The 20,754-nt window shown below is 64.8% G+C and carries 19 protein-coding genes; 10 read left to right on the plus strand and 9 right to left on the minus strand.

Features of this window, described 5'->3' with window-relative positions; genetic code table 11:
* Positions 1-89: 89 nt before the first annotated feature.
* Genes GV002_RS13810 through GV002_RS13825 form a run of 4 tightly spaced genes read right to left on the minus strand, consistent with a single transcriptional unit; the run spans position 90 to position 3,525 of the window.
* The gene (locus GV002_RS13810; RefSeq protein ID WP_160018961.1) at positions 90-689 is read right to left on the minus strand and encodes an ABC-type transport auxiliary lipoprotein family protein; all 600 of its coding nucleotides are present in this window, start codon (positions 687-689) and stop codon (positions 90-92) included.
* A complete protein-coding gene (locus GV002_RS13815) occupies positions 686-1,603 on the minus strand; it encodes an MlaD family protein (protein WP_160018962.1) in 918 nt (305 codons plus the stop codon). Before GV002_RS13815 ends, GV002_RS13810 begins: the two co-directional genes overlap by 4 nt.
* Positions 1,604-2,389, minus strand: a complete 786-nt coding sequence (locus tag GV002_RS13820) for an ABC transporter ATP-binding protein (RefSeq protein ID WP_160018963.1) — start codon at positions 2,387-2,389, stop codon at positions 1,604-1,606.
* Complete coding sequence (locus GV002_RS13825; protein WP_160018964.1) at positions 2,386-3,525, minus strand: MlaE family ABC transporter permease; 1,140 nt, start codon at positions 3,523-3,525, stop codon at positions 2,386-2,388. The genes GV002_RS13820 and GV002_RS13825 overlap by 4 nt, the downstream gene beginning before the upstream one ends.
* 157 nt (positions 3,526-3,682) lie before the next feature.
* Between GV002_RS13825 and GV002_RS13830 the strand changes: the two genes are divergently transcribed.
* The 4 genes from GV002_RS13830 (at position 3,683) to GV002_RS13840 (ending at position 7,915) form a co-directional block, all read left to right on the plus strand.
* Entirely contained in the window at positions 3,683-5,170 is a 1,488-nt protein-coding gene (locus GV002_RS13830; RefSeq protein WP_160018965.1) for a flavin-containing monooxygenase, read from the plus strand.
* A 135-nt stretch (positions 5,171-5,305) separates the two neighbouring features.
* Positions 5,306-5,473, plus strand: a complete 168-nt coding sequence (locus GV002_RS24160; protein ID WP_017678407.1) for a hypothetical protein — start codon at positions 5,306-5,308, stop codon at positions 5,471-5,473.
* A 236-nt stretch (positions 5,474-5,709) separates the two neighbouring features.
* A complete protein-coding gene (locus GV002_RS13835) occupies positions 5,710-6,630 on the plus strand; it encodes an aldo/keto reductase (RefSeq protein ID WP_160018966.1) in 921 nt (306 codons plus the stop codon).
* A gap of 1 nt (position 6,631) precedes the next feature.
* Positions 6,632-7,915 carry an NTP/NDP exchange transporter gene (locus tag GV002_RS13840; RefSeq protein ID WP_160018967.1) on the plus strand — a complete coding sequence of 428 codons (1,284 nt, stop codon included), beginning with the start codon at positions 6,632-6,634 and terminating at the stop codon, positions 7,913-7,915.
* A gap of 83 nt (positions 7,916-7,998) precedes the next feature.
* Here the strand turns inward: GV002_RS13840 and GV002_RS13845 are convergent, their stop codons facing one another.
* Positions 7,999-8,901, minus strand: a complete 903-nt coding sequence (locus GV002_RS13845; protein WP_160018968.1) for a LysR family transcriptional regulator — start codon at positions 8,899-8,901, stop codon at positions 7,999-8,001.
* 98 nt (positions 8,902-8,999) lie between these two features.
* Between GV002_RS13845 and GV002_RS13850 the strand changes: the two genes are divergently transcribed.
* From GV002_RS13850 to GV002_RS13875, 6 genes are all read left to right on the plus strand, one after another.
* Positions 9,000-10,241 (plus strand): 3-hydroxyacyl-CoA dehydrogenase, encoded by a 1,242-nt coding sequence (locus tag GV002_RS13850; RefSeq protein WP_160018969.1) that lies wholly within the window; start codon positions 9,000-9,002, stop codon positions 10,239-10,241.
* A complete protein-coding gene (locus GV002_RS13855; protein WP_160018970.1) occupies positions 10,238-12,028 on the plus strand; it encodes an acyl-CoA dehydrogenase C-terminal domain-containing protein in 1,791 nt (596 codons plus the stop codon). The genes GV002_RS13850 and GV002_RS13855 overlap by 4 nt, the downstream gene beginning before the upstream one ends.
* A gap of 156 nt (positions 12,029-12,184) precedes the next feature.
* Entirely contained in the window at positions 12,185-13,348 is a 1,164-nt protein-coding gene (locus GV002_RS13860) for an iron-containing alcohol dehydrogenase (protein ID WP_160018971.1), read from the plus strand.
* A gap of 85 nt (positions 13,349-13,433) precedes the next feature.
* Complete coding sequence (locus GV002_RS13865; RefSeq protein WP_160018972.1) at positions 13,434-13,868, plus strand: acyl-CoA thioesterase; 435 nt, start codon at positions 13,434-13,436, stop codon at positions 13,866-13,868.
* A 114-nt stretch (positions 13,869-13,982) separates the two neighbouring features.
* Positions 13,983-15,047: a DUF2157 domain-containing protein gene (locus tag GV002_RS13870; RefSeq protein ID WP_160018973.1), complete on the plus strand. Its 1,065-nt coding sequence runs from the start codon at positions 13,983-13,985 to the stop codon at positions 15,045-15,047.
* Positions 15,044-15,841, plus strand: a complete 798-nt coding sequence (locus GV002_RS13875; RefSeq protein ID WP_160018974.1) for a DUF4824 family protein — start codon at positions 15,044-15,046, stop codon at positions 15,839-15,841. Before GV002_RS13870 ends, GV002_RS13875 begins: the two co-directional genes overlap by 4 nt.
* A 229-nt stretch (positions 15,842-16,070) precedes the next feature.
* Here the strand turns inward: GV002_RS13875 and GV002_RS13880 are convergent, their stop codons facing one another.
* From GV002_RS13880 to GV002_RS13895, 4 genes are all read right to left on the minus strand, one after another.
* Positions 16,071-16,517: a glycine zipper domain-containing protein gene (locus GV002_RS13880; protein ID WP_160018975.1), complete on the minus strand. Its 447-nt coding sequence runs from the start codon at positions 16,515-16,517 to the stop codon at positions 16,071-16,073.
* 86 nt (positions 16,518-16,603) lie between these two features.
* A complete protein-coding gene (locus tag GV002_RS13885) occupies positions 16,604-18,943 on the minus strand; it encodes an FdhF/YdeP family oxidoreductase (RefSeq protein WP_160018976.1) in 2,340 nt (779 codons plus the stop codon).
* Positions 18,940-19,755, minus strand: a complete 816-nt coding sequence (gene fdhD / locus GV002_RS13890; RefSeq protein WP_160018977.1) for a formate dehydrogenase accessory sulfurtransferase FdhD — start codon at positions 19,753-19,755, stop codon at positions 18,940-18,942. The genes GV002_RS13885 and fdhD overlap by 4 nt, the downstream gene beginning before the upstream one ends.
* A 97-nt stretch (positions 19,756-19,852) precedes the next feature.
* Complete coding sequence (locus GV002_RS13895) at positions 19,853-20,740, minus strand: LysR family transcriptional regulator (protein WP_160018978.1); 888 nt, start codon at positions 20,738-20,740, stop codon at positions 19,853-19,855.
* Positions 20,741-20,754 lie beyond the last annotated feature (14 nt).

Consider the following 20,754-nt stretch of genomic DNA (forward strand, 5'->3'; position numbering starts at 1 on the left):
GTTCTCGCCAGTTGTGTAGGGTGCGCCGCGCGCACCGATGATCACCTGTGAAGTGCCTGGTGCGTACAGCCCAAGCGGCCCGCCACACCCTACGGGTTAGCGCGTTGCCCTTCGGCCAGCGTCCAGTCCACCAGCTCGCGGGACAATCGATCCCCCGCCTGGCCGAACGCAGCCACCACGGAGGCAACCGAGGTATCACCCGCCGGCTGGCTGACGCTGAAGCGGCGGCTGGCGAGGATACGCTGGTCGCGTGCATCGACCAGGCGTGCATCGAGCTGGATCAGCGCCTCGGGAATGCCGTCGCGATACTGGCTATGGAAGCTGCGCAGGTCGCTGACCAGTTCCAGATCGGCCTGCAGGCGCTGCTCCTCGTTGCTCAGCGCCTGAATCCGCCCGTCGTCGTGGAAGGCATCGAGCAGGCGGCCGCGCAGCAGCTGCGGCGTGCGCTCGCTCCAGCGCACCCCCTGATAGGTGTTGACCCGACCCGGCTCGGGCAGCACGACGATGCGCGTACCGTCGAGCAGCTGGTTGCTGACCGGGCTGTTCACCCGCAGCGACCAGTCGACGCGCTGGGTTTGCGCCGGCAGGGCGGCGCCCGGTAGCAGGTAGATATCCAATGGTTCGCTCTGCGGCAGGATCGAGCAGGCGCCGAGCAGGCCGGCGGCCAGCAGCAGGAACAGGCGCTTCATGGTTGGAACTCCTTGATGCTGTCGTTACGCAGCAGGTAGCCGGTGGGGTCCTGCTCCAGGCGACGGGAGAAGCCGCGCAGGGCGCCGAGGGTGTCGCGCAGTTCGCTGATGGCGGGACCGAGCTCGCCGATGCCCTGCATGCCATTGTCCAGCGCGCTGCGGTTGCTCTGCAGCAATTGCTCGATGGTGCGACTGCTGCGCTCCAGCGAGACCATCAGGCGTTCGGCGCTTTCCAGCACCTGGCTACCCTGCTTGTCGAGCAGTTGATTGGCGTTTTGCATCAACGCGGCGGCTTCACGCGTGGCGGCACTGGTCTGGCGCAGCGCTTCGCCCAGCTCGTCACGCTGGTCAGCGATGCCGGCGGTGGCCTGCTCCAGATTCTCCAGGGTGCGTGATACGCGCTCGGCGTTCTCGCGCGAGAGCATGCGGTTTGCGCGGTGGAGCAGGCGAGTGATGTTGAGCACCAGGTCTTCGCCGTTGGCCATCAGCCGCGAGAGTGGCGAGCGGTCGGCGATGATGATCCCCGGCTCGCCATCCTTGCCCTTGAGCGGCGGACTTTCCGGACTGCCGCTGTACAACTGGATCACTGCCAGGCCGGTGATGCCGGTGATCGCCAGGCGGGCGCGGGTGTCCTGCTTGATGGGTGTGTTGCCGACGATGCGGATGCGCGCCCGCACGGTACGCGGATCGTCGGGATCCAGGCCAAGGCTGATCACGTCACCGACCTTGATGCCGCTGTATTGAACGGCGCTGCCCTGCGACAGCCCGGTGACCGCTTCGTTGAAGATCACTTCGTAGTCGGTGACGGCACGATCAGCCCCGGTCTTGTTCAGCCAGAGGCCGAACAGCAGCGCAGCGCTCACCGTGACTACGGTGAATAAGCCGATGAGCACGTGATGGGCTCTGGGTTCCATTCATTGACTCCCTGCCGCCGCAGCGGTCTGTGCGGCTGCGCGTCCACGCGGGCCGTGAAAATATTCCTGAATCCAGGCATCGTCGGTGGCGGCCACCACGTCCAGGCGGTCGGCTACCAGCACCTTCTTCTGGGCCAGCACCGCGACTCGGTCGCAGATGCTGTAGAGCGTATCCAGGTCATGAGTGACCAGAAATACACTCAGACCCAGGCTGTCGCTGAGGGTGCGGATCAACTGGTCGAAGGCTGCCGCGCCAATCGGGTCGAGGCCAGCGGTGGGTTCGTCGAGAAACAGGATGTCCGGGTCCAGTGCCAGGGCGCGGGCCAGTGCCGCGCGCTTGACCATGCCGCCGGACAGCGAGCTGGGGTATTTGTCGGCGGCATCCTGCGGCAGGCCGGCGAGGGCGATCTTGACCCTGGCCAGGCGTTCGGCTGCTGCACGCGTCAGACCGGCGTGCTCGATCAGTGGCAGGGCGATGTTCTCACTGACGGTCAGCGAGGAGAACAGCGCGCCGCGCTGGTACAGCACGCCGAAGCGCCGCTCCAGCTGCGAGCGCCGCTCGGCTGGCAGGCTCAGCAGCTCTTCGCCGAACACCCGCACGGTGCCGGCATTGGGTTGGCGTAGGCCGACGATGCTGCGCAGCAGCACGGACTTGCCGGTGCCCGAGCCGCCGACCACGCCGAGGATTTCGCCGCGATAGAGGTCGAAGTCCAGATGCTGATGCACCACCTGCGTGCCAAACTGGTTGCACAGGTCGCGTACCTCGATGACGGTTGCCTGACTCACCAGCCCATCTCCATCAGAAACAATGCCGCCAGGGCGTCGAGCAGGATGACGACGAAGATCGACTGCACTACCGCCGAGGTGGTGTGCTCGCCCACCGATTGTGCGCTGCCGCTGACCTTGAAGCCTTCCAGACAGCCGATCAGGGCGATCAGGAAAGCAAAGATCGGCGCCTTGAGCAGGCCAACGAGGAAGTGCTGCAGCAAGTCGCTGTCCTGCAGGATCGACAGGTACATGGTTGGCGAGATGTCCAGGCTCAGCGCACAGACCAGCGCGCCGCCGAGCATGCCACTGAGCATGGCGATGAAGGTCAGGATCGGCAGGGCGATGAGCATGGCGAACACCCGCGGCAGCACCAGCAGTTCGATCGGGCTCAGGCCGAGGGTGCGGATGGCATCGATTTCCTCGTTGGCCTTCATCGAGCCGATCTGTGCGGTGAAGGCGCTGGCTGTGCGGCCGGCCATGAGAATAGCGGTGAGCAGCACGCCGAATTCGCGCAGGAAGGAGAAAGCGACCAGATTCACTGTGTAGATGCTGGCACCGAAGTCGGCGAGGATGGTGGCGCCGAGAAAGGCCACCACGGCGCCGACCAGGAAGGTCAGCAGCGCGACGATGGGCACGGCGTTGAGCCCGCATTGTTCCAGATGGACCGCCAGCGAGGTCAGACGCCAACGCGCCGGGCGTACCAGTATCGCCAGCATGCTGGTCAGGGTCAGGCCCATGAACCCGAGCAGCGCACGGCCCTGGCACCACAGACTTTCGACCACTTCGCCGATATGCCCAAGTACCTCGCGCAGTGCCGAAGGCGTGGCGTGTTCCTGCACCTGCGCAGTGCCTGCCATGGCGTCTGCCACTGCCAGCAACAGGGCGCGGCGCTCAGCGCTCAGGGTGTCCTGTTGCGCAAGTTGGCGCAGGCGTTCGCTGCCCAGCAGTTCCACCAGCAGCGCAGCGCCGGCGGTATCCAGCGCGGCCAGCTCGTCGAGGTCGATGCTTTCCTGGCCGTGCAGGCGTTCGCGCAGGGCCAAGACCTGAGGTTCGAGTTGGCTGTAATGGGCCAGCGTCCAGTCGCCACCGATGCGCAGGCCGCTGGCTGCATCCGTGCTGCTGGTCTGGAGCGGGGTCAGGTATGGCGTGGTCATTGCGACAGCTTAGCGCTGACGGGACCCGCCAGGCCAGCCGCGGTGCTCAGACTGTGTCGACGGTACGGTGTACAAGCCGTTCGGTCACACTAAAGATCGGATGACGAGCGCATGGACTAAGGTGATGCTCATTGCCCGAGTTTCGTGAGCGTGCGCCATGTCCGTGGAATATCTTGATGTCCTGATCATCGGGGCCGGCCTTTCCGGTGTCGGCGCCGCTTGCCATTTGCAGCGCCACTGCGCGGGCAAGCGCTTGGCCATTCTCGAAGGCCGAGAGGCGCTCGGTGGTACCTGGGACCTGTTTCGTTATCCGGGCATCCGCTCCGACTCGGACATGTACACCCTCGGCTACAACTTCAAACCCTGGAGCGACCCACAGGCCATTGCCGACGGCCCGTCGATCCGGCGCTACATTGAGGAGACCGCACGTGAACATGGCGTCGATGGGCTGATTCGTTATCGGCACAAGGTGCTCAAAGCGGATTGGTGCAGTGCCAGCGCCACCTGGCAGTTGCTGGTGCAGCGCGGCGACGAGGACGAACCGCTGCGTCTGAGCTGTCAGTTCCTGATGATGTGCACCGGCTATTACCGCTATGAGGCCGGCTACACCCCCGATTTCGTTGGGCGCGAGAATTACCGGGGTGCATTCATTCATCCGCAGCTGTGGCCCGAGGGTTTCGATCACAGCGGCAAGCGCATCCTGGTGATCGGCAGCGGCGCCACCGCCGTGACCCTGGTACCGGCACTGGCCGAGCGCGCGGCGCAGGTCATCATGCTGCAGCGTTCGCCCAGCTACGTGATCAACCTGCCGCAGCGCGATGCGCTGTCCAACTCGCTGCGGCGGGTATTGCCGGAGACCTGGGTGTATCGCCTGGCGCGCGGGCGCAACGTGACCCTGCAACTGGTCTTCTACAAACTGGCCAAGCGCTTTCCGAATCTGGTGCGGCGGGTCCTGCTTGGGCTGGTGCGGCGGCAACTGGGCGGACGGGTCGATCTGCGCCATTTCAGCCCCCGCTACAAGCCCTGGGACCAACGCGTCTGTGCGGTGCCCGACGGTGATCTGTTCCGCGTGCTGCGCCAGGGCAAGGCGCAGGTGGTGACCGACGAGATCGAGCGTTTCACCGCGCAGGGCATCCGCCTGAAAAGCGGCGAGGAGCTGGCTGCCGACGTGATCGTCAGCGCCACCGGTCTGCAGTTGCAGTTGTTCGGTGGCATCGCCGTGAGTGTCGATGGTGTGCCCTTCGAGGCACCGAAGAGCATGGGCTATCGCGGAATCATGCTACGTGACCTGCCCAATCTGGCGGTGGTGATGGGCTACACCAATGCCAGCTGGACGCTCAAGGCCGATCTCTCCAGCGAGTACTTTTGCCGCCTGATCCGCCACATGGATGCCATCGGCATGCGGCAGGTAACTCCGCGTGACACCGACGGTCGGGCACGGCCGGAGCCGTTTCTCGATCTGCAGTCGGGCTATATCGAGCGGGCTTCACACCTGTTGCCGGCGCAGGGTGATCGGGTGCCCTGGAAGCTGCATCAGAACTATCTCTTCGATCTGGCGCAGCTGCGTTACGGCAATCTCGAAGACGATTATCTGGTGTTTTCCGCCCCTCAGGGCGAGCAGCAAAGCGTGTTGGCGCAGTCCTGATCTATAGCGAATGTCCTACAAAAAGTTGCACAATCGCGCCGCTTTCTTTCCTGGCATTGCGCCACTACCATTTTGAGATCTGAGTCACGGATGAACCAGTGGGTGCAACGTCATCCATCACATGAGGAGTCGGCCATGAAGGAACAGCGCCACCTGCCCGCACTGCGGGAGCACATCGAGCAGTTGTTGAGCAAAGGCTGGGTCATCGCCAGTCGCAGCCCCATGACGCTGCGCAATGGCAGCCGCTGCTATCTGGTGTCCCACGGCATGCTGATCAGCGAGTCCGCCACGCGCGCGGCCTGATAACTCTTTCCCGACCGCTGCGTCGTTATCCCGCCTGGCGCAGCGGCGTTTTTGGTTACCGGATATTGCGTCCGTAGCCTGCCGTATTTCCCCTCTTTCCCCCGTCATAGCCGGGCTGCAGGCATTTCACCGGCATGCTTTCTTTCCCCGATACCTGATCGGCAACGGATGTAACGTCTTGGTCTGAGCGTGGTCAGTGCCTATAACCAACCGGTCACTGTCAGAGGAGCCACGCCATGCCCAGTCGTCGTCGATTCCTGCACGGTAGCGCCAGTCTGGTGGCATTAGCCGCCCTGATGCCCTGGTTGCCGTCATCCGCCTTCGCTTCCGGCACTCTGCTGAGTCGGACGATTCCCAGCAGTGGTGAACTGCTGCCGGTGATCGGTCTGGGTACGTCGCGCACCCACGATGTGGCGATGACCGATGAGGCCCTACAGCCCTTGCGCGAGGTGCTGCAGGCGCTGGTCAATGGTGGCGCCAGTCTGGTGGATACCGCGCCCAGCTACGGACGAGCAGAGGCCGTGTGTGGTGCATTGGCCGCAGAAGACGACATGCGCAAGAAACTGTTCCTGGCCAGCAAGGTCTCCTCCTCCGGGCGCGCGGCAGGTGAGCGGCAGATCGAGGCCAGCTTCGCCGCGCTCAAGACCGACACCATCGACCTGATGCAGGTGCACAACCTGCAGGACACCAGCACTCAACTGGGTCTGTTGCGCGAGCTGAAGGAACAGGGCCGGGTACGCTACATCGGCGTGACTCATTATCTCGATTCCGCCCATGAACGCCTGCTTGAGGTGCTGCGCCGGGAGCCGGTGGATTTCGTCCAGTTCAACTACTCCATCGGCGAGCGCAACGCCGAGCGCGAGCTGTTGCCCTTCTGCGCCGACAAGGGCATCGCGGTACTGATCAATCGGCCGTTCCAGCGCGCGGCACTGTTCGACCGAGTAAAGGGAAAGAACCTTCCCGACTGGGCTGCGGTGGAGCTGGATGTCACCTCCTGGGCCCAACTGATGCTCAAGTTCATTCTCGCTAATCCGGCGGTGACGGCGGTGATTCCAGCCACCTCCAATCCGCGTTACATGGCCGACAACATCCTCGCCGGTCAGGGCCGCCTGCCTGACGCGGCTCAGCGCCAGCGCATCATCGAGTTGTTCGCCTGAGATGCAGGCGCTGACCCGGCGCCTGGCGCGGGCGATCAATGCCGAAGGTGAGGAGCTGGCGGCCGTTCTGGCTGGCTTCGCCCTGTTCTTCTGCCTGTTCGCCGGTTACTTCATGCTGCGGCCCATCCGCGAGGCGATGGGCATCACTGGTGGGGTGAACAATCTGCAGTGGCTGTTCACCGCCACCTTCGTCGTCATGTTGCTGGCGGTGCCGCTGTTCGCCTGGCTCAATTCGAAAGTCCCGCGCATTCACTTCATCGACTGGGTATACGGCTTTTTCTGCCTCAACCTGCTGGTCTTCGTTGTGCTGTTTCGCGTCGATCACGACAGCGTGTGGCTGGCGCGGGTGTTCTACGTGTGGATCTCGGTCTACAACCTGTTCGTCGTCTCGGTGGCCTGGAGCCTGATGGCCGATGTATTCGACGGCGCTCAGGCGCGGCGGCTGTTCGCTTTCATTGCCGCAGGCGCCAGCGTCGGTGGGCTGTGCGGGCCACTCTTGAGTGCTGTTCTGATCGGTGTGGTTGGCGAGTCCGGGTTGATGCTGATGGCCGCGGTGCTGCTCGGCGCGGCCATGGTGCTCAAGCGCTATCTGATGGACTGGCGCGAGCGCCAGGGCGCCGGACGAGCTGGGGCGGTACCCAGCGAGAGCCCGCGCAGGCCGGTGCCGGGTAATCCGTTCAGCGGGCTGACGCGTATGCTCGGTTCGCGTTACCTGCTGGGTATCGGCGCTTTCATTCTGCTACTCACTTCGGTGAGCACCTTTCTCTACTTCGAACAGGCGCGCCTGGTGGCCGAGCTGTTCCCGGATCGTGCCGCGCAGGTGAAGGTGTTCGGCGTGATCGATTTCGTCGTGCAGTCCGGTGCGCTGGCGACTCAGGTATTCATCACCGGTCGGGTGGCGCAGAAGCTCGGCGTGCGCGTGCTGCTGTCGCTGGTGCCAGCGCTGGTCTGTCTGGGCTTTGTCGGTCTGGCGCTGGCGCCGACCTTCGCCATGCTGGCGGGGCTGATGATCGTTCGGCGCATCGGTGAATACGCCTTCGTCCGACCGGGGCGGGAAATGCTCTTCGCGCCACTGGACGCCGAGAGCAAGTACAAGGCGAAGAATTTCATCGACACCGTGGTCTATCGTGGCGGCGATGCCCTCAGTGGCTGGGCCAAGGCGGGGCTGGACATGCTTGGCCACGGGACCTGGCTGGTGGCCATGGTCGGTGCGCTTTGCGCCGCGCTATGGGGTGTGCTCGGTTGGTACCTGGGTGGCCGCGCCGATCGCCAAGTCGAGAGGTAGGGTGTGCTGTGCGCACCGACATTGCACCACCCGTAGATTGAAGAGTGGCCGGTGCGCAAGGCCTGTGGCGGCCCTGCGACACCCTACGGGTTGGCCACTGCGACGATCTCCTCGATCAGCCATTGCAGCGCGGCATCGCGCTGGCGCTGCGCAAGGCTGACCACTTCGAGGTGGAAGGGCCCGAGGGTGAAGGGCAGATCGAACAACTGCAGCGGCAGCAGCGTGGCGAAATGCCGGGCCAGGGCGGTGGGCAGCACTGCTGCCAGTTCGCTGCCGGCGACGATATGCGCTGCCTGCAGGTAGTTCGGCGTGGTGTAGAGGATCTGCCGCGACAGGCCCTGTTCCCCCAGCCACTGATCGACCATGCCACGGGTCTGCCCGCCGTGTACCCAGAGGTGGCGCAGGCGCAGGAACGTCTCCAGTTCCAGGTGGCCCTGGCGCAGCAGTGGGTGCTCGCGGTGCACCGCCAGCTTGAGCGTCTCGCTCATCCAGTGACGGCGGGCGAAACGTGCGGGTATCTCGTCGAAACGGCCCAGCACCAGATCCAGTTCGCCCTTGTCCAGCGCCTCCATTGGCAGGCTCGGGCTGAGGTGGCGAATGTCGATGCCGATGCCCGGTGCCTTCTGGCTCAGACGATCGAGCAGGCGTGGCATGCACACCAGCTCGACATAGTCGGTGACGGCGATGCGAAAGCGCTGGCGGCTTTCGCCCGGCTCGAAGGCCTCGCCAGCGCTCAGGCTCTGCTCCAGCTGACGCAGCGCGCTGCGGATCGGCGCCTCCAGTGCCAGTGCCCGCGGCGTTGGCTGCATGCGCCGGCCGACGCGCACCAACAGCGGGTCGTCTAGCAGTACGCGCAGGCGACCCAGCGCATTACTTACCGCCGGCTGGCTCAGCGCCAGGTGTTCGGCGGCGCGCGAGACGTTCTGCTCGCGTAGCAGGGCGTCCAGTACACGCAGCAGGTTGAGGTCGAAGTTGCTGAAATTCATCTGCTGAATACGTCGTATCACAAGACTAAATTTCAAAAATAGTAGCGGCTTGCTTATCGTGACCCAAGCTTTTCTATTGGTTCTCTAGAGGAACAGCAATGACTCAAGTTGTCTCGCCGCTTCGCTGTGCCGCCGTGATCGGCGCCGGCACCATGGGCCGTGGCATCGTCATCAGCCTGGCCAATGCCGGCCTGCAGGTACTGTGGCTGGATAACAACCCGCAGATGGTCGAGCAGGGCCTGGAGATGGCCGAGCAGACCTGGGCGCACAACGTCGCCAAGGGCCGTATCGCTTCGGCCGAAGCCGCGGCACGACGGGCGCGCGTTGAGGCGGTGGACGGCTACGCGGCCCTGGCCGACGCCGACCTGGTGATCGAGGCGGTGTACGAGAATCTCGAGCTCAAACAAAGCATCTTCCGTGAGCTGGACGCGGTGCTGAAGCCGGACTCCATCCTCGCCAGCAATACCTCGGCGCTGGATGTCGACGCTATCGCTGCGGTCACCACGCGGCCAGAATCGGTGCTGGGCCTGCACTTCTTCAGCCCGGCGCACATCATGAAACTGCTGGAGATCGTCCGCGGCGGCAAGACCGCGCCAGCCGTGCTGCAGGCCGCTCAAGAGCTGGGCGCGCGCATGGGCAAGGTGGCGGTGGTCGCCGGCAACTGCCACGGTTTCATTGGCAACCGCATGCTGCACACCTACGTGCGCGAGGCGCGCATGCTGCTGCTCGAAGGCGCCTGGCCGCATCAGGTGGACGCGGCGCTGCAGGGCTTCGGCTTCGCCATGGGGCCGTTTCGCATGTACGACGTGGTCGGCATCGACCTCGAATGGCGCGCCCGTGAACTGTCCGGCCAGGGTCAGGATGATCCGGCGGTGCAGGTGGATAACCGTCTGTGCGAGTTGGGTCGCTTTGGCCAGAAGAGTGGCAAGGGCTATTACCGCTATGCGCCCGGCAGTCGCCAGGCCGAGCATGATCCGGTCGTCGACGGGCTGGTGCAGATGCAATCGGAACGCCTGGGCTTCACCCGCCGCGATATCGGCAACGAGGAAATTCTCGAGCGCTGCCTGCTGGCACTGGTCAACGAAGGGGCGAAGATTCTCGAGGAGAACATCGCCGCCAATAGCCACGACATCGATCTGGTCTATCTCAACGGTTACGGCTTTCCCGCCGAGCGTGGCGGCCCGATGAGCTGGGCCGACGGCGAAGGTGTCGCTGCGATTCACCAGCGTCTGCTGCAACTGACCGAGCGCTTCGGCGCGCATTGGCAACCGGCGGCGCTGATCGAGCGGCTGGCTGCCGAGAACAAGTATTTCAGCGACGTACAGGAGGGTCGGGTATGAGCTATCAGGCGCCATTGCGCGATATGCGTTTCGTCCTGCACGAACTGTTCGACGCTGCCGGCCACTGCGAGCGTCTGGGTAACGTCCTGGATCGCGAGCTGATCGACGGCGTGCTGGAGGAGGCTGCGGCCTTCGCCGAAGGCGAGGTCGCGCCGCTCAATCGCAACAGCGATGAGGAGGGCTGCCACCTGGAAAATGGCCAGGTCAGCACGCCCAAGGGCTTTGCCGAGGCCTACCGGCAATACGTGGACAACGGCTGGGCGAGCATGACCGGGCCGGTGGAATATGGCGGCCAGGGCTTCCCGCAGCTGGTGGCTTTTGCCTTCCACGAAATGCTGATGGGCGCCTCGCTATCCTTCCGCGTCTACTCCGGGCTGACCGAGGGCGCCGTGCTGGCGCTGCACAAGCACGGCAGCGAAACGCTGAGACAGCATTACCTGGGCAAGCTGGTCAGCGGTCAGTGGACCGGCACCATGTGTCTGACCGAGGCGCAGGCCGGCACCGACCTGGCGTTGCTGCGTACCCGCGCCGAGCCGCAGGCCGACGGTAGCTACCGCGTCAGCGGCAGCAAGATCTTTATCAGCGGCGGCGAGCAGGACATCTCCGAAAACATCATCCATCTGGTGCTGGCGCGCCTGCCGGATGCGCCTGCTGGTGTGAAGGGCATTTCATTGCTGCTGGTGCCGAAATTTATCGCTGCCGCCGACGGCACACCGGGTGAACGCAACACGCTGTCGTGTGGCGCTATCGAGCACAAGATGGGCATCAAGGGTGCCTCCACCTGTGTGATGAACTTCGACGGCGCCACCGGCTGGTTGGTAGGCGAAGCCAACCAGGGCCTGGCCTGCATGTTCACCATGATGAACGACGCGCGCTTTCAGGTCGGCCTGCAGGGCTTGGGGATAGGCGAGGCGGCCTTCCAGGGCGCGCTGCGTTATGCCCGCGAGCGCCTGCAGTCACGTGGTCTGGCGGGCGTGCAGGCGCCGGACAAGGCAGCTGATCCGATCATCAATCATCCCGACGTGCGACGCATGCTGTTGACTCAGAAGACCCTGGTCGAGGGCAGCCGCATGCTCGCCGCCTACACCGCGCGCCAGCTCGACCTGGAGCACAGCGCCGAGTCGGCCGAGGCGCGCAAGGCGGCCGGCAAGCGCGCGGCGCTGCTGATCCCTATCGTCAAGGCGTTCTTCACCGACATGGGCCAGGAAGTGGCCAGCCATGGCGTGCAGGTCTACGGCGGGCATGGCTTCATCCGCGAGTGGGGCATGGAACAACTGATGCGCGACAGTCGCATCACCCAGCTTTACGAAGGCACCAACGGCATCCAGGCGCTGGACTATATCCGCCGTAAATTGCTGGGTGACGGTGGTGCGGAGTTGTCCGCACTGCAGGCCGAGTTCAGCCAGCTGTGCGATGCCGAGGCGGATCGACCGGCCCTGGCTCAGATGGCCAGCATGGTGCAGGCCCGCTTGGGCGAATGGCGCGAGCTAAGCACAGAAGTGATTGCCGCCTGTCAGCGTGACCCGCAGGAGATCGGCGCCACTTCGGTGGATTTTCTCCAGTACTCGGCTTATGTGCTGCTCGCCGGTTTCTGGCTGCAAGCCGCGGCGCGGGCTCAGGATGCGCTGGAGGCGGGTAGCGGCGAGGCGGCGTTCTACCAGGCCAAGCTGCACAGCGCCGATTTCTATCTGCGCCGTGTGCTGCCGCGCGCTAGCGCGCACCGCGAAGCCCTGCTGGGCGGCGCGCAGTGCCTGATGGCCATGGATGAGGACAGTTTCGCCTTTTAGCGCAGATGTCTGTAGGAGCCGGCTTGCCGGCGATGCCGGTTGTGATCGCCGGCAAGCCGGCTCCTACGGACGCAGCGGCGTAGCCCGGATGCAATCCGGGGACATTTGCATGACCGGTCCCGGATTGCATCCGGGCTACAACAAGAGGAGCACCCCATGCACCCATTCAGCTTCGCCACCACCGCGCAGATTATCTGCGAATCCGGCGCCAGCCTGCGTCTGGCCGAACTCTGCCATGAGCGCAGCGCCCGGCGCGTGCTGATCGTCACTGACCCGGGCATAACCCGCCTGGGTCTGCTCGAACCGCTGCTGCCGGGCTTCGCTGGTGCCGGCATGAGTGTGCAGGTGTTCGACCAGGTGCTGGCCGACCCGCCCGAGGTCGTGGTGCTGGCTGCCGTGGCTCAGGCCCGTGAGCTGCAAGCGGAGCTGGTGGTCGGCTTCGGTGGTGGTAGCTCGATGGACGTGGCCAAGCTGGTGGCTCTGCTGGCGCATCCAGACTGCGCCCAGGCGCTGAGCGAGATCTACGGTGTGGGTAACGCGCGCGGTCGGCGCCTGCCGCTGATCCAGGTACCGACCACGGCCGGCACTGGCTCCGAGGTGACGCCCATCGCCATCGTTACCACTGGCGAGACCACCAAGATGGGTGTGGTTTCGCCGCTGCTGCTGCCGGATCTGGCCCTGCTCGACGCCGATCTGACCCTTGGCCTGCCGGCAGCGGTCACCGCGGCCACCGGGATCGATGCCATGGTGCACGCCATCGAGGCCTACACCAGCGCGCTGAAGAAAAATCCGCTTTCCGATCTGTTGGCGCGTGAAGCGCTGCGCCTGCTGGCGGCCAACCTCGATGAGGTGGTGCACAACGGCAGCAACCGCGAGGCGCGCCAGGCCATGTTGCTCGGCGCCTGCCTGGCCGGGCAGGCCTTCGCCAATGCGCCCGTGGCGGCAGTGCATGCCCTGGCCTACCCGCTGGGCGGGCATTTCCATATTCCCCACGGGCTGTCCAACGCCCTGGTGCTGCCGCAGGTGCTGGCCTTCAATGCACCGGCAGCGTCGTCACTGTACGCCGAGCTGGCGCCGTTGGTGCTGGGTGAGCGTCTGCGGGCGGGCAGCGCGGCGGCGCAGACCGAACAATTGATCGAAGCGCTGGCCGGCTTCAGCCAGCGCAGCGGCCTGCCCACACGGCTTCGCGATACCGGAGTGAGCGAGACGATGTTGCCCACGCTGGCGGCGGACGCCATGCTGCAGCAGCGCCTGCTGGTGAACAATCCGCGCGAGATGAACGAGCAACAGGCCCTGGCCATTTATCAGGCTGCTTATTGATTCAGGTCGCGGCTAAAGCCCCTCCCACAGATCCGCAAGCTTTGTGGGAGGGGCTTTAGCCGCGATTCCAACCCAAGGATCATCGATGAACCAACCCCAGCACCTGCGTGGCGATTACCGTCACTTCCAGCCGATCACCACGCGCTGGCACGACAATGACCTCTACGGGCACGTCAACAACGTGACCTACTACAGCTACTTCGACAGCGCGGTGAACGCCTACCTGATCGCCGAGGGTGGTCTGGATATCCATGGCGGGGAAGTGGTCGGCTTCGTGGTCAGCTCCGGCTGCGACTACTTCGCTTCCATCGCCTTCCCCGATGCCATCGAAGTGGGGCTGCGCGTCGGCAAGCTGGGCAATAGTTCGGTGCAGTACGAGCTGGCGATCTTCAGGGCCGGCGAGGAGCAGGCCTGCGCCGCTGGGCGTTTCGTCCACGTGTTCGTGGATCGTGCGAGCAATCGTCCCGTAGCGATACCTGAGGCCTTGCGTGCGGCGATGGCGGCATTGCTGGTGGACTGAACGCTCCGCACACAGCGCACTCCACTTTGGGTGTAATCACTGGGTAGGGTGCGCCATGCGCACCTCCTGCTGCGGCCTGCTAGGCTGTGGGCAATTATCCGCCAGGGAGTGCCCATGTCCGATCTCGAGCGTGAGCAGGCGCAGCGACGCGCCGCTCGCATCGCCGCCTTCCGCGAGGAGCTGGCCGAGCTGCGCCAGGAGCAGGTGTTGCAACTGAGCGAGGTGCAGGAGCAGGCCGTCGCTCACCATCATCGCCAGTTGCTGGCGCATTTTCGTCAGACCTTGGATATCGACGCCGATGCGCGCGCGCGCCAGCTGTCGCTGGGCATGCGCCTGGCCTCGCTGTTCGGTGCGCTGGCGCTGTCGGCCGGGCTGTTTTTCCTGTTCTACCAGTTCTGGGGGCTGTTCGATGCTGCTGCTCAGGTCGCCATCCTCTTCGGCAGCAGCCTCGGCAGTCTGCTGCTGTGCTTCTGGCTACAGGCCCGCGACACCTCTGGCTATTACGCCAAGCTGGCTGCGGTGCTGGCGTTCGTCTGCTTCGTGCTGAACCTGTCGATGCTCGGGCAGATCTTCAATATCACCCCGTCGGACAAAGCCCTGCTGCCTTGGGGTGCGTTGGCGCTGTTATTAGCCTACCAGTGCCGCCAGCGGCTGCTGCTGGTGGTGGCGCTGCTCTGCTTCGGTCTGTTCGTCGCCGCTCGCCTGGGTGATTGGGCGGGCTGGCACTGGTGGTCGATGGGCGAACGGCCGGAGTTGTTCTTGCCACTGGCTGCGCTGCTGCTGGTGCCGCAATGGCTCGATCAGCGGCGCTATGCTGGGTTCGCCGCCTGCTACCGAGTGGTCGGCCTGCTCTATCTGCTGGGCCCGGTGCTGGTGCTGTCCTATTGGGGCGGCGGCAGCTACCTTGATTGGCCGACGGGCTGGATCGAGGCGTTCTACCAGACGCTTGGCTTCGTCCTCGCCGGGTTGACGGTATGGCTGGGCATTCAGCGCAATTGGGGTGAGGTGGTCAATACCGGCCTGGTCTTCGCGTTGATCATGCTCTTCGCCAAGCTGTTCGACTGGTGGTGGCAGTTGCTGCCGCGCTACCTGTTCTTCCTTCTGCTCGGCTTGATCGCCGTGCTGCTGCTGGTGGTGTTGCAACGCTGGCGGCGCAGCGCGCCGGGAGGTGCGCAATGAAGCGGTCAGCGTGGCTTGCTCTCGGCGTGGTGCTGTTGAGCAATGCCGTTGCCCTGTGCGGCGTCTGGTACAACCGCAGCGGCGAGCCCGAGGCGCAACTGCAGCTCAGCGAGCGCGAGCTACAACGCGTCTACGGTGGCTGGTTGCGCGATGAGGACGATGGCGTACTGCGCCTGCAACTGAGCTGGCAGCGCCCCGGTGATGGCTGGCAGTTGCCTTGGCTGAATGAAGCCAAGCTGCACGAGCTGGGATTCTCCGCCACGGATGAACGAGCCTTGAACAGGCAGACAGCACGCGAAGTCTGGTTGGTGTTGGAGCTGGATGGGCCGTTGTACCGACATCAGGTCGAACAGGCTCGCCAGGCACTGGCCGCTGCTGAAGCTGAATTAGGTGGTAAGCCCGAGAGCGAGGTGTTGCGGCAAGAGCGTGATGATCGCCAGCGCCGCCTGCAATTCGTCGAGCAGCAATCCAGCCGTCTGATGCTGGTGGATGCGGGGGTGGATGCGCAGGTGCTGCGTCAGCGCTGGCCGGATAGACAGCGCCAGGTGTTACTGGCCGGAAGTATCGAGCCTTATCACCACGGTGCAGAGGCCGGCTATGGTGCGACCATTCGCTTGGAGAACGACCGCCTTAGCGTTCCCCATGCCTATCGCGAGCTGGCGCGTGGCTGGGAGCGCGGCCATGAACAAACAGGGTTCAAGGCACAGATCGAAGTCGCCTTCGGTCGTCGCCATGAACCCTGGGTGCTAGGGTTTGTTGGCGTTTCGACGCGACCGCGCAGGAGCCAGTTTTAGCGCGGAGCTAGGCACGAGACGCGAAGTTTGGTTGCCCAAATGAGCCGTCGAGTAACGACGCGCCACGCTAAAACTGGCCCGGCCCTTCGGGTTGCGCGGGAAATGACTCCCGCTGTTGTTGCAGGACTTGGCAAGGGAATGACCATTGCCTGCGTCCTGCGCCTAACCGGGAGCCATTTCTCGCGGCAACGCGGCTTGCGTCGAAATGCCAACAGACCCTAGGCATCCGTCAGTGACGGCGCCAGTGCTTGTGGTGCTTCTTGTGTTTCTTGCCATGGTAGTGGCGGTGATGCTTGCCGCGACGATCATCGTCGTAGCTGGCATTGCCCATGTAGTTGCCCAGCGCGCCACCGGCGCCGCCACCGACTGCAGCACCGACCACGCCGCCGGTGTTGCCACCGACCTGCTGACCAACGACGTTGCCGCCGGCTGCGCCCAGTGCGCCGCCAATGGCGGCTTCGGTACGGCTGCGACGGTCGGCACCGACCATGCTGCCGGCGGCGCCGCCGAGACCGGCGCCGACCGCCGCGCCGGTGTTGCCACCGACCTGCTGGCCAACCATCGCCCCCACTGCGCCACCCAGGGCACCACCCAAACCGGCTTCGGTACTGCCGGCAAAGGCAAAGCCGCCGCTGCTCAGGCCAAGGGAAAGAAAGAAGAATTGCAGAGACTTCATGGACACCTCGATCACAGGATTCGCCGGTCAATGGCGAGCGTTACGCCATTGACCGGTGATCTGCGCAGGAGGTTCCTGGCCGCCTGTCAGCTCGCTGCGCTACTACCCAGCAGATTGCCGCCGCTGGCCGCCTGCAGACGAATGGCGACGAACTTGCTGGTCGGTGTGCTGCTGCCGATACCGGCGCTTTCCAGCGGCACCAGCGGGTTGGCCTCGGGGAAGTAGGCAGCGGCCTGGCCGGCCGGGATGTCGAAGGCGAGCAGGGTGAAGCCGCTGACGCGACGTTCGATGCCATCGTTCCACAGCGAGCGGATGTCCACCTTCTGCCCGGGCTTGAAGCCGAGGCGGAGGATGTCCGCCTCGTTGGCGAAGAGCACGTCACGCTGGCCGCGCACGCCCCGGTAGCGGTCGTCGAGGCCATACACCGTGGTGTTGTACTGGTCGTGCGAGCGCAGGGTCTGCAGGATCAGATCCGGCGCTTCACCGCTTTCGCGCACCTGCGATGGCAGCAGGTCGGCAAGCAGCGCATTGGCCTTGAAGTTGGCCTTGCCAGATGCGGTTTTCCATTGCCGCGCGCCGGCCGAGTTGCCGAGGTAAAAGCCACCGGGGTGAGCGACACGCTGGTTGAAGTCGTGGAAGCCGGGAATGGTGTCGGCGATCAGCTCGCGGATGCGGTCGTAGTCGGCGATCAGCGCGTCCCAGTCCACCGGGTGGTTGCCCAGTGTGGCCTTGGCGATGCCGGCGACGATGGCCGGCTCCGAGCGCATCTCGCTGCCGGCAAGCGGTTCGAGCTGGCCGTAGGAGGCGTGGATCATGCTGAACGAGTCTTCCACCGTCACCGCCTGCGGGCCGCCGGCCTGGTGGTCGATGTCGGTACGCCCGAGGCACGGCAGGATCAGTGCGTCACCGCCCACGGTGAGGTGGCTGCGGTTGAGCTTGGTGCTGATCTGCACCGTGAGGTCGCAGCTCTGCAGTGCCTTGTGCGTACGCGGGCTGTCCGGCGTGGCCTGGGCGAAGTTGCCGCCGAGGCCGATGAACACCTTGGCCTGGCCGTCGATCATGGCGTTGATCGCCTCGACGGTGTTGTGGCCGTTCTCGCGCGGCACCTTGAACTGGAAGCGTTTTTCCAGGGCATCGAGCAGCGTCACCGGCGGGCGGTCATTGATGCCCATGGTGCGGTCGCCCTGCACGTTGCTGTGGCCGCGCACCGGGCACAGGCCGGCGCCGGGGCGGCCGAGATTGCCGCGCAGCAGTTGCAGGTTGACGATTTCCTGGATGGTGGCCACCGAATGGTGGTGCTGGGTGATACCCATGGCCCAGCAGATGATCACGCGCTCGGCGCGGCGGTACATGCGCGCGGCCTGTTCGATTTCCTGCAGGCTGAGGCCGGACTGAGCCTGCAGCGCCTCCCAACTGCAATCGTCGAGCAACTGCAGATAAGCCTCGACGCCGTCGGTGTGCTCGGCGATGAAGGCATGGTCGAACACTGCCGGTTCGCCCTTGGCCTGCGCCTCGCGCTCCCACTGCAGGAGGAACTTGGCGATGCCGCGCAGGGCAGCCATGTCGCCGCCCAGCGCCGGACGGAAGAAAGCCGTATTCAGCGGCTCGGAACCGTTGGTGAGCATCTCCAGCGCGTGTTGCGGATGCTGGAAGCGCTCCAGGCCACGTTCCTTGAGCGGGTTGAAGCAGACCACCTGGGCGCCGCGTTTGACCGCTTCACGCAGCGGCTCGAGCATGCGCGGGTGATTGGTGCCAGGGTTCTGACCCAGCACGAAAATGGCGTCGGCATGCTCGAAGTCGGCGAAGGTCACGCTGCCCTTGCCGATTCCCACGCTTTGGCCCAGGGCGACACCGCTGGCCTCGTGGCACATGTTCGAGCAGTCGGGGAAGTTGTTGGTGCCATAGGCGCGCACGAACAACTGGTAGAGGAAGGCGGCCTCGTTGCTGGCCCGGCCGGAGGTATAGAACTCGGCATGGTCCGGGCTCGGCAGAGCCTTGAGGTGCCGGGCAATCAGGGCGAAGGCGTCATCCCAGCTGGTCTGCACGTAGCGATCGGTACTGGCGTCGTAGCGCATCGGATGGGTCAGGCGGCCCTGGTACTCGAGCCAGTAGTCACTCTGCTCGCGCAGTTGGCTGACCGTGTAGCGGGCGAAGAAGGACGGATCGACGCGACGCTTGGTGGCTTCCCAGTTGACCGCCTTGGCACCGTTCTCGCAGAACTTGATGTGACCGTCTTCGGGCGAATCGCCCCAGGCGCAGCCGGGGCAGTCGAAGCCGCCGTTCTGGTTGGTCTTGAGCAGCGCGCGCAGGTTCTTGAACGGCTGTTTGCTGTCCAGCCAGAAACGGGTGACGGCGTTCAGCGCGCCCCAACCGGCAGCAGGGCCGCTGTAGGGCTTGTAACGGGGATTGACGGGTTGCAGGCTCATGGTCGTTCTTCTTCGTCAGGCGCGGGGCTGTAGACCCGCGGCGTGCTGTGATGGGGCAGGTGGATCAGGTTGAGGCGGTGGCGCCGCGCCCAGTCCACGGTCAGGGCGGTGGGCGCGGACAGGCTCACCAGCGTGTCGATGCCGGCGCGTACCGCCTTGTGCAGCAGCTCCAGGCTGCAGCGACTGGTGACCAGGGCGAAGCCGCCATGGGTGTCGAGGCGCTCGCGGGCGATGGCGCCGATCAGCTTGTCCAGCGCGTTATGGCGGCCGATGTCTTCGCGGCACAGACGAATCTCGCCGCTGGCGTCGATGAACAGGGCTGCATGCAGCGCGCCGCTGTGGCGTGCCAGTTGTTGCTTGTCACCGATGCGCTCGCGCAGGCCAGTCAGGTGTTCGAGCGGCGGCAAAGCCGCGCCGGGCAGGGCGGTCAGGGCCGGTAGCGCCTGTTCCAGTGCATCCACGCCGCACAGGCCACAGCCACTGGTGCCGGCCATTTGCCGGCGTTGCTGCTTGAGCGCCCAGAAGGCTCTGCTGCTGACCTGCAGGCGCGCTTCGCGGCTGTCACCGAGGCCGCGTAACTGGATGTCATAGATGTCGTCGATGGACTTGATCAGGTCGTTACCGAGACTGAAACCGACGGCAAAGTCTTCCAGATGATGGGGGGAAACCATCATCACGGCCTGATTCAGGTCGTTGTAGCTGATCGCCAGGGCACATTCTTCGGCCAGTGCAGCGTGCTGCGCACGACCGTCACCGAGTTCGGCGTAGGTGTAGGCACTGGCGATGTGCGACTGGGCGGCTGGCTTGGCCATCGAGGCGCGCTCTGTGACAGATTGACACAGCTAAGCCTAGGCCCATGGGCGGGGAGCGTCTAATCGTTGGCTTTGATGTGTTGATCGAGCAAATCTATCAAGCCTCCGCCAGCCACTCACGTGCCTCTTCGAAGCAGGCTTGCGCGAGCGGTGAGGCAGGGGCGCTACGACGCATGATCAGGCCCTGAGGTGCCAGGGTATGAGCCTCCTCGATGGGTAGAAGGCGCAGGTGACCGTCGGTCGGAGCACCGTCGGCCGGCAACGGCATGACGCTGCAGCACAGACCAGCGCTGACCGCTTGAGTCAGGTGGTGTACGGCGTCGGCCTCCAGGCGCACCTGTGGGCTGAGGCCGCGAGCACGGAAACTGTGATCGATGGACTGGCGAAAGTGCATGCCGGTGGAGAGCAGGCCCAAGGGTAGGTTGGCCAACTGCTCCCAGCGCAGGCTGCTGCTGACGAAGTGGAAGTGACGCTGATCATAGAGCAGGCCCATGCGTGCTTCGGCCAACTCCAGGCTGGCGAAGTGCTCGCGGTCGAGTCGGTCGAGATAGGACAGGCCAAGGTCGAGCTGATTACGTACCAGTCCCTCAAGAATCTGATCGCTGCTCAACGCATGCAGCTGAAAGCGCAACCCGGGGTGACGCTCGGCGAACAGACTGATAAGGCGCATCGGGTCGAAACTGGCCAACGGCACCACGCCCAGGCGCAGGGTACCCACCAGATGTCCACGGCAGGCGGCAGCCTCGGCGAGCAGGCCATCCTGCGCCGCCAGCAGACTGCGCGCCCAGGCCAGGATGCGCTCACCTTCGGCGCTGAAGCCCTCGAAACGCTGTCCGCGGCGCACCAGCTCCAGGCCCAGCTCGTCTTCCAGCTGGCGCAGGCGCATGGACAGCGTCGGCTGGGTTACGTGGCAGCGTGCAGCGGCCTGACCGAAGTGGCGGGTTTCGTCGAGGGCGACGAGAAATTTCAGCTGCTTGATATCCATGGGGGCTCCTGGTT

The organism is Pseudomonas sp. 8O, from assembly GCF_902506495.1.
Classification (GTDB): Bacteria; Pseudomonadota; Gammaproteobacteria; order Pseudomonadales; family Pseudomonadaceae; genus Aquipseudomonas; species Aquipseudomonas chaetocerotis.

What these genes read in the sequence shown, in the direction of transcription:
- GV002_RS13810 (WP_160018961.1), bottom strand. Translation starts at nt 689, where the DNA reads ATGAAGCGCCTGTTCCTGCTGCTGGCCGCCGGCCTGCTCGGCGCCTGC.
- GV002_RS13815 (WP_160018962.1), bottom strand. Translation starts at nt 1,603, where the DNA reads ATGGAACCCAGAGCCCATCACGTGCTCATCGGCTTATTCACCGTAGTC.
- GV002_RS13825 (WP_160018964.1), bottom strand. Translation starts at nt 3,525, where the DNA reads ATGACCACGCCATACCTGACCCCGCTCCAGACCAGCAGCACGGATGCA.
- GV002_RS13830 (WP_160018965.1), top strand. Translation starts at nt 3,683, where the DNA reads ATGTCCGTGGAATATCTTGATGTCCTGATCATCGGGGCCGGCCTTTCC.
- GV002_RS24160 (WP_017678407.1), top strand. Translation starts at nt 5,306, where the DNA reads ATGAAGGAACAGCGCCACCTGCCCGCACTGCGGGAGCACATCGAGCAG.
- GV002_RS13835 (WP_160018966.1), top strand. Translation starts at nt 5,710, where the DNA reads ATGCCCAGTCGTCGTCGATTCCTGCACGGTAGCGCCAGTCTGGTGGCA.
- GV002_RS13840 (WP_160018967.1), top strand. Translation starts at nt 6,632, where the DNA reads ATGCAGGCGCTGACCCGGCGCCTGGCGCGGGCGATCAATGCCGAAGGT.
- GV002_RS13845 (WP_160018968.1), bottom strand. Translation starts at nt 8,901, where the DNA reads ATGAATTTCAGCAACTTCGACCTCAACCTGCTGCGTGTACTGGACGCC.
- GV002_RS13850 (WP_160018969.1), top strand. Translation starts at nt 9,000, where the DNA reads ATGACTCAAGTTGTCTCGCCGCTTCGCTGTGCCGCCGTGATCGGCGCC.
- GV002_RS13855 (WP_160018970.1), top strand. Translation starts at nt 10,238, where the DNA reads ATGAGCTATCAGGCGCCATTGCGCGATATGCGTTTCGTCCTGCACGAA.
- GV002_RS13860 (WP_160018971.1), top strand. Translation starts at nt 12,185, where the DNA reads ATGCACCCATTCAGCTTCGCCACCACCGCGCAGATTATCTGCGAATCC.
- GV002_RS13865 (WP_160018972.1), top strand. Translation starts at nt 13,434, where the DNA reads ATGAACCAACCCCAGCACCTGCGTGGCGATTACCGTCACTTCCAGCCG.
- GV002_RS13870 (WP_160018973.1), top strand. Translation starts at nt 13,983, where the DNA reads ATGTCCGATCTCGAGCGTGAGCAGGCGCAGCGACGCGCCGCTCGCATC.
- GV002_RS13875 (WP_160018974.1), top strand. Translation starts at nt 15,044, where the DNA reads ATGAAGCGGTCAGCGTGGCTTGCTCTCGGCGTGGTGCTGTTGAGCAAT.
- GV002_RS13880 (WP_160018975.1), bottom strand. Translation starts at nt 16,517, where the DNA reads ATGAAGTCTCTGCAATTCTTCTTTCTTTCCCTTGGCCTGAGCAGCGGC.
- GV002_RS13885 (WP_160018976.1), bottom strand. Translation starts at nt 18,943, where the DNA reads ATGAGCCTGCAACCCGTCAATCCCCGTTACAAGCCCTACAGCGGCCCT.
- fdhD (WP_160018977.1), bottom strand. Translation starts at nt 19,755, where the DNA reads ATGGCCAAGCCAGCCGCCCAGTCGCACATCGCCAGTGCCTACACCTAC.
- GV002_RS13895 (WP_160018978.1), bottom strand. Translation starts at nt 20,740, where the DNA reads ATGGATATCAAGCAGCTGAAATTTCTCGTCGCCCTCGACGAAACCCGC.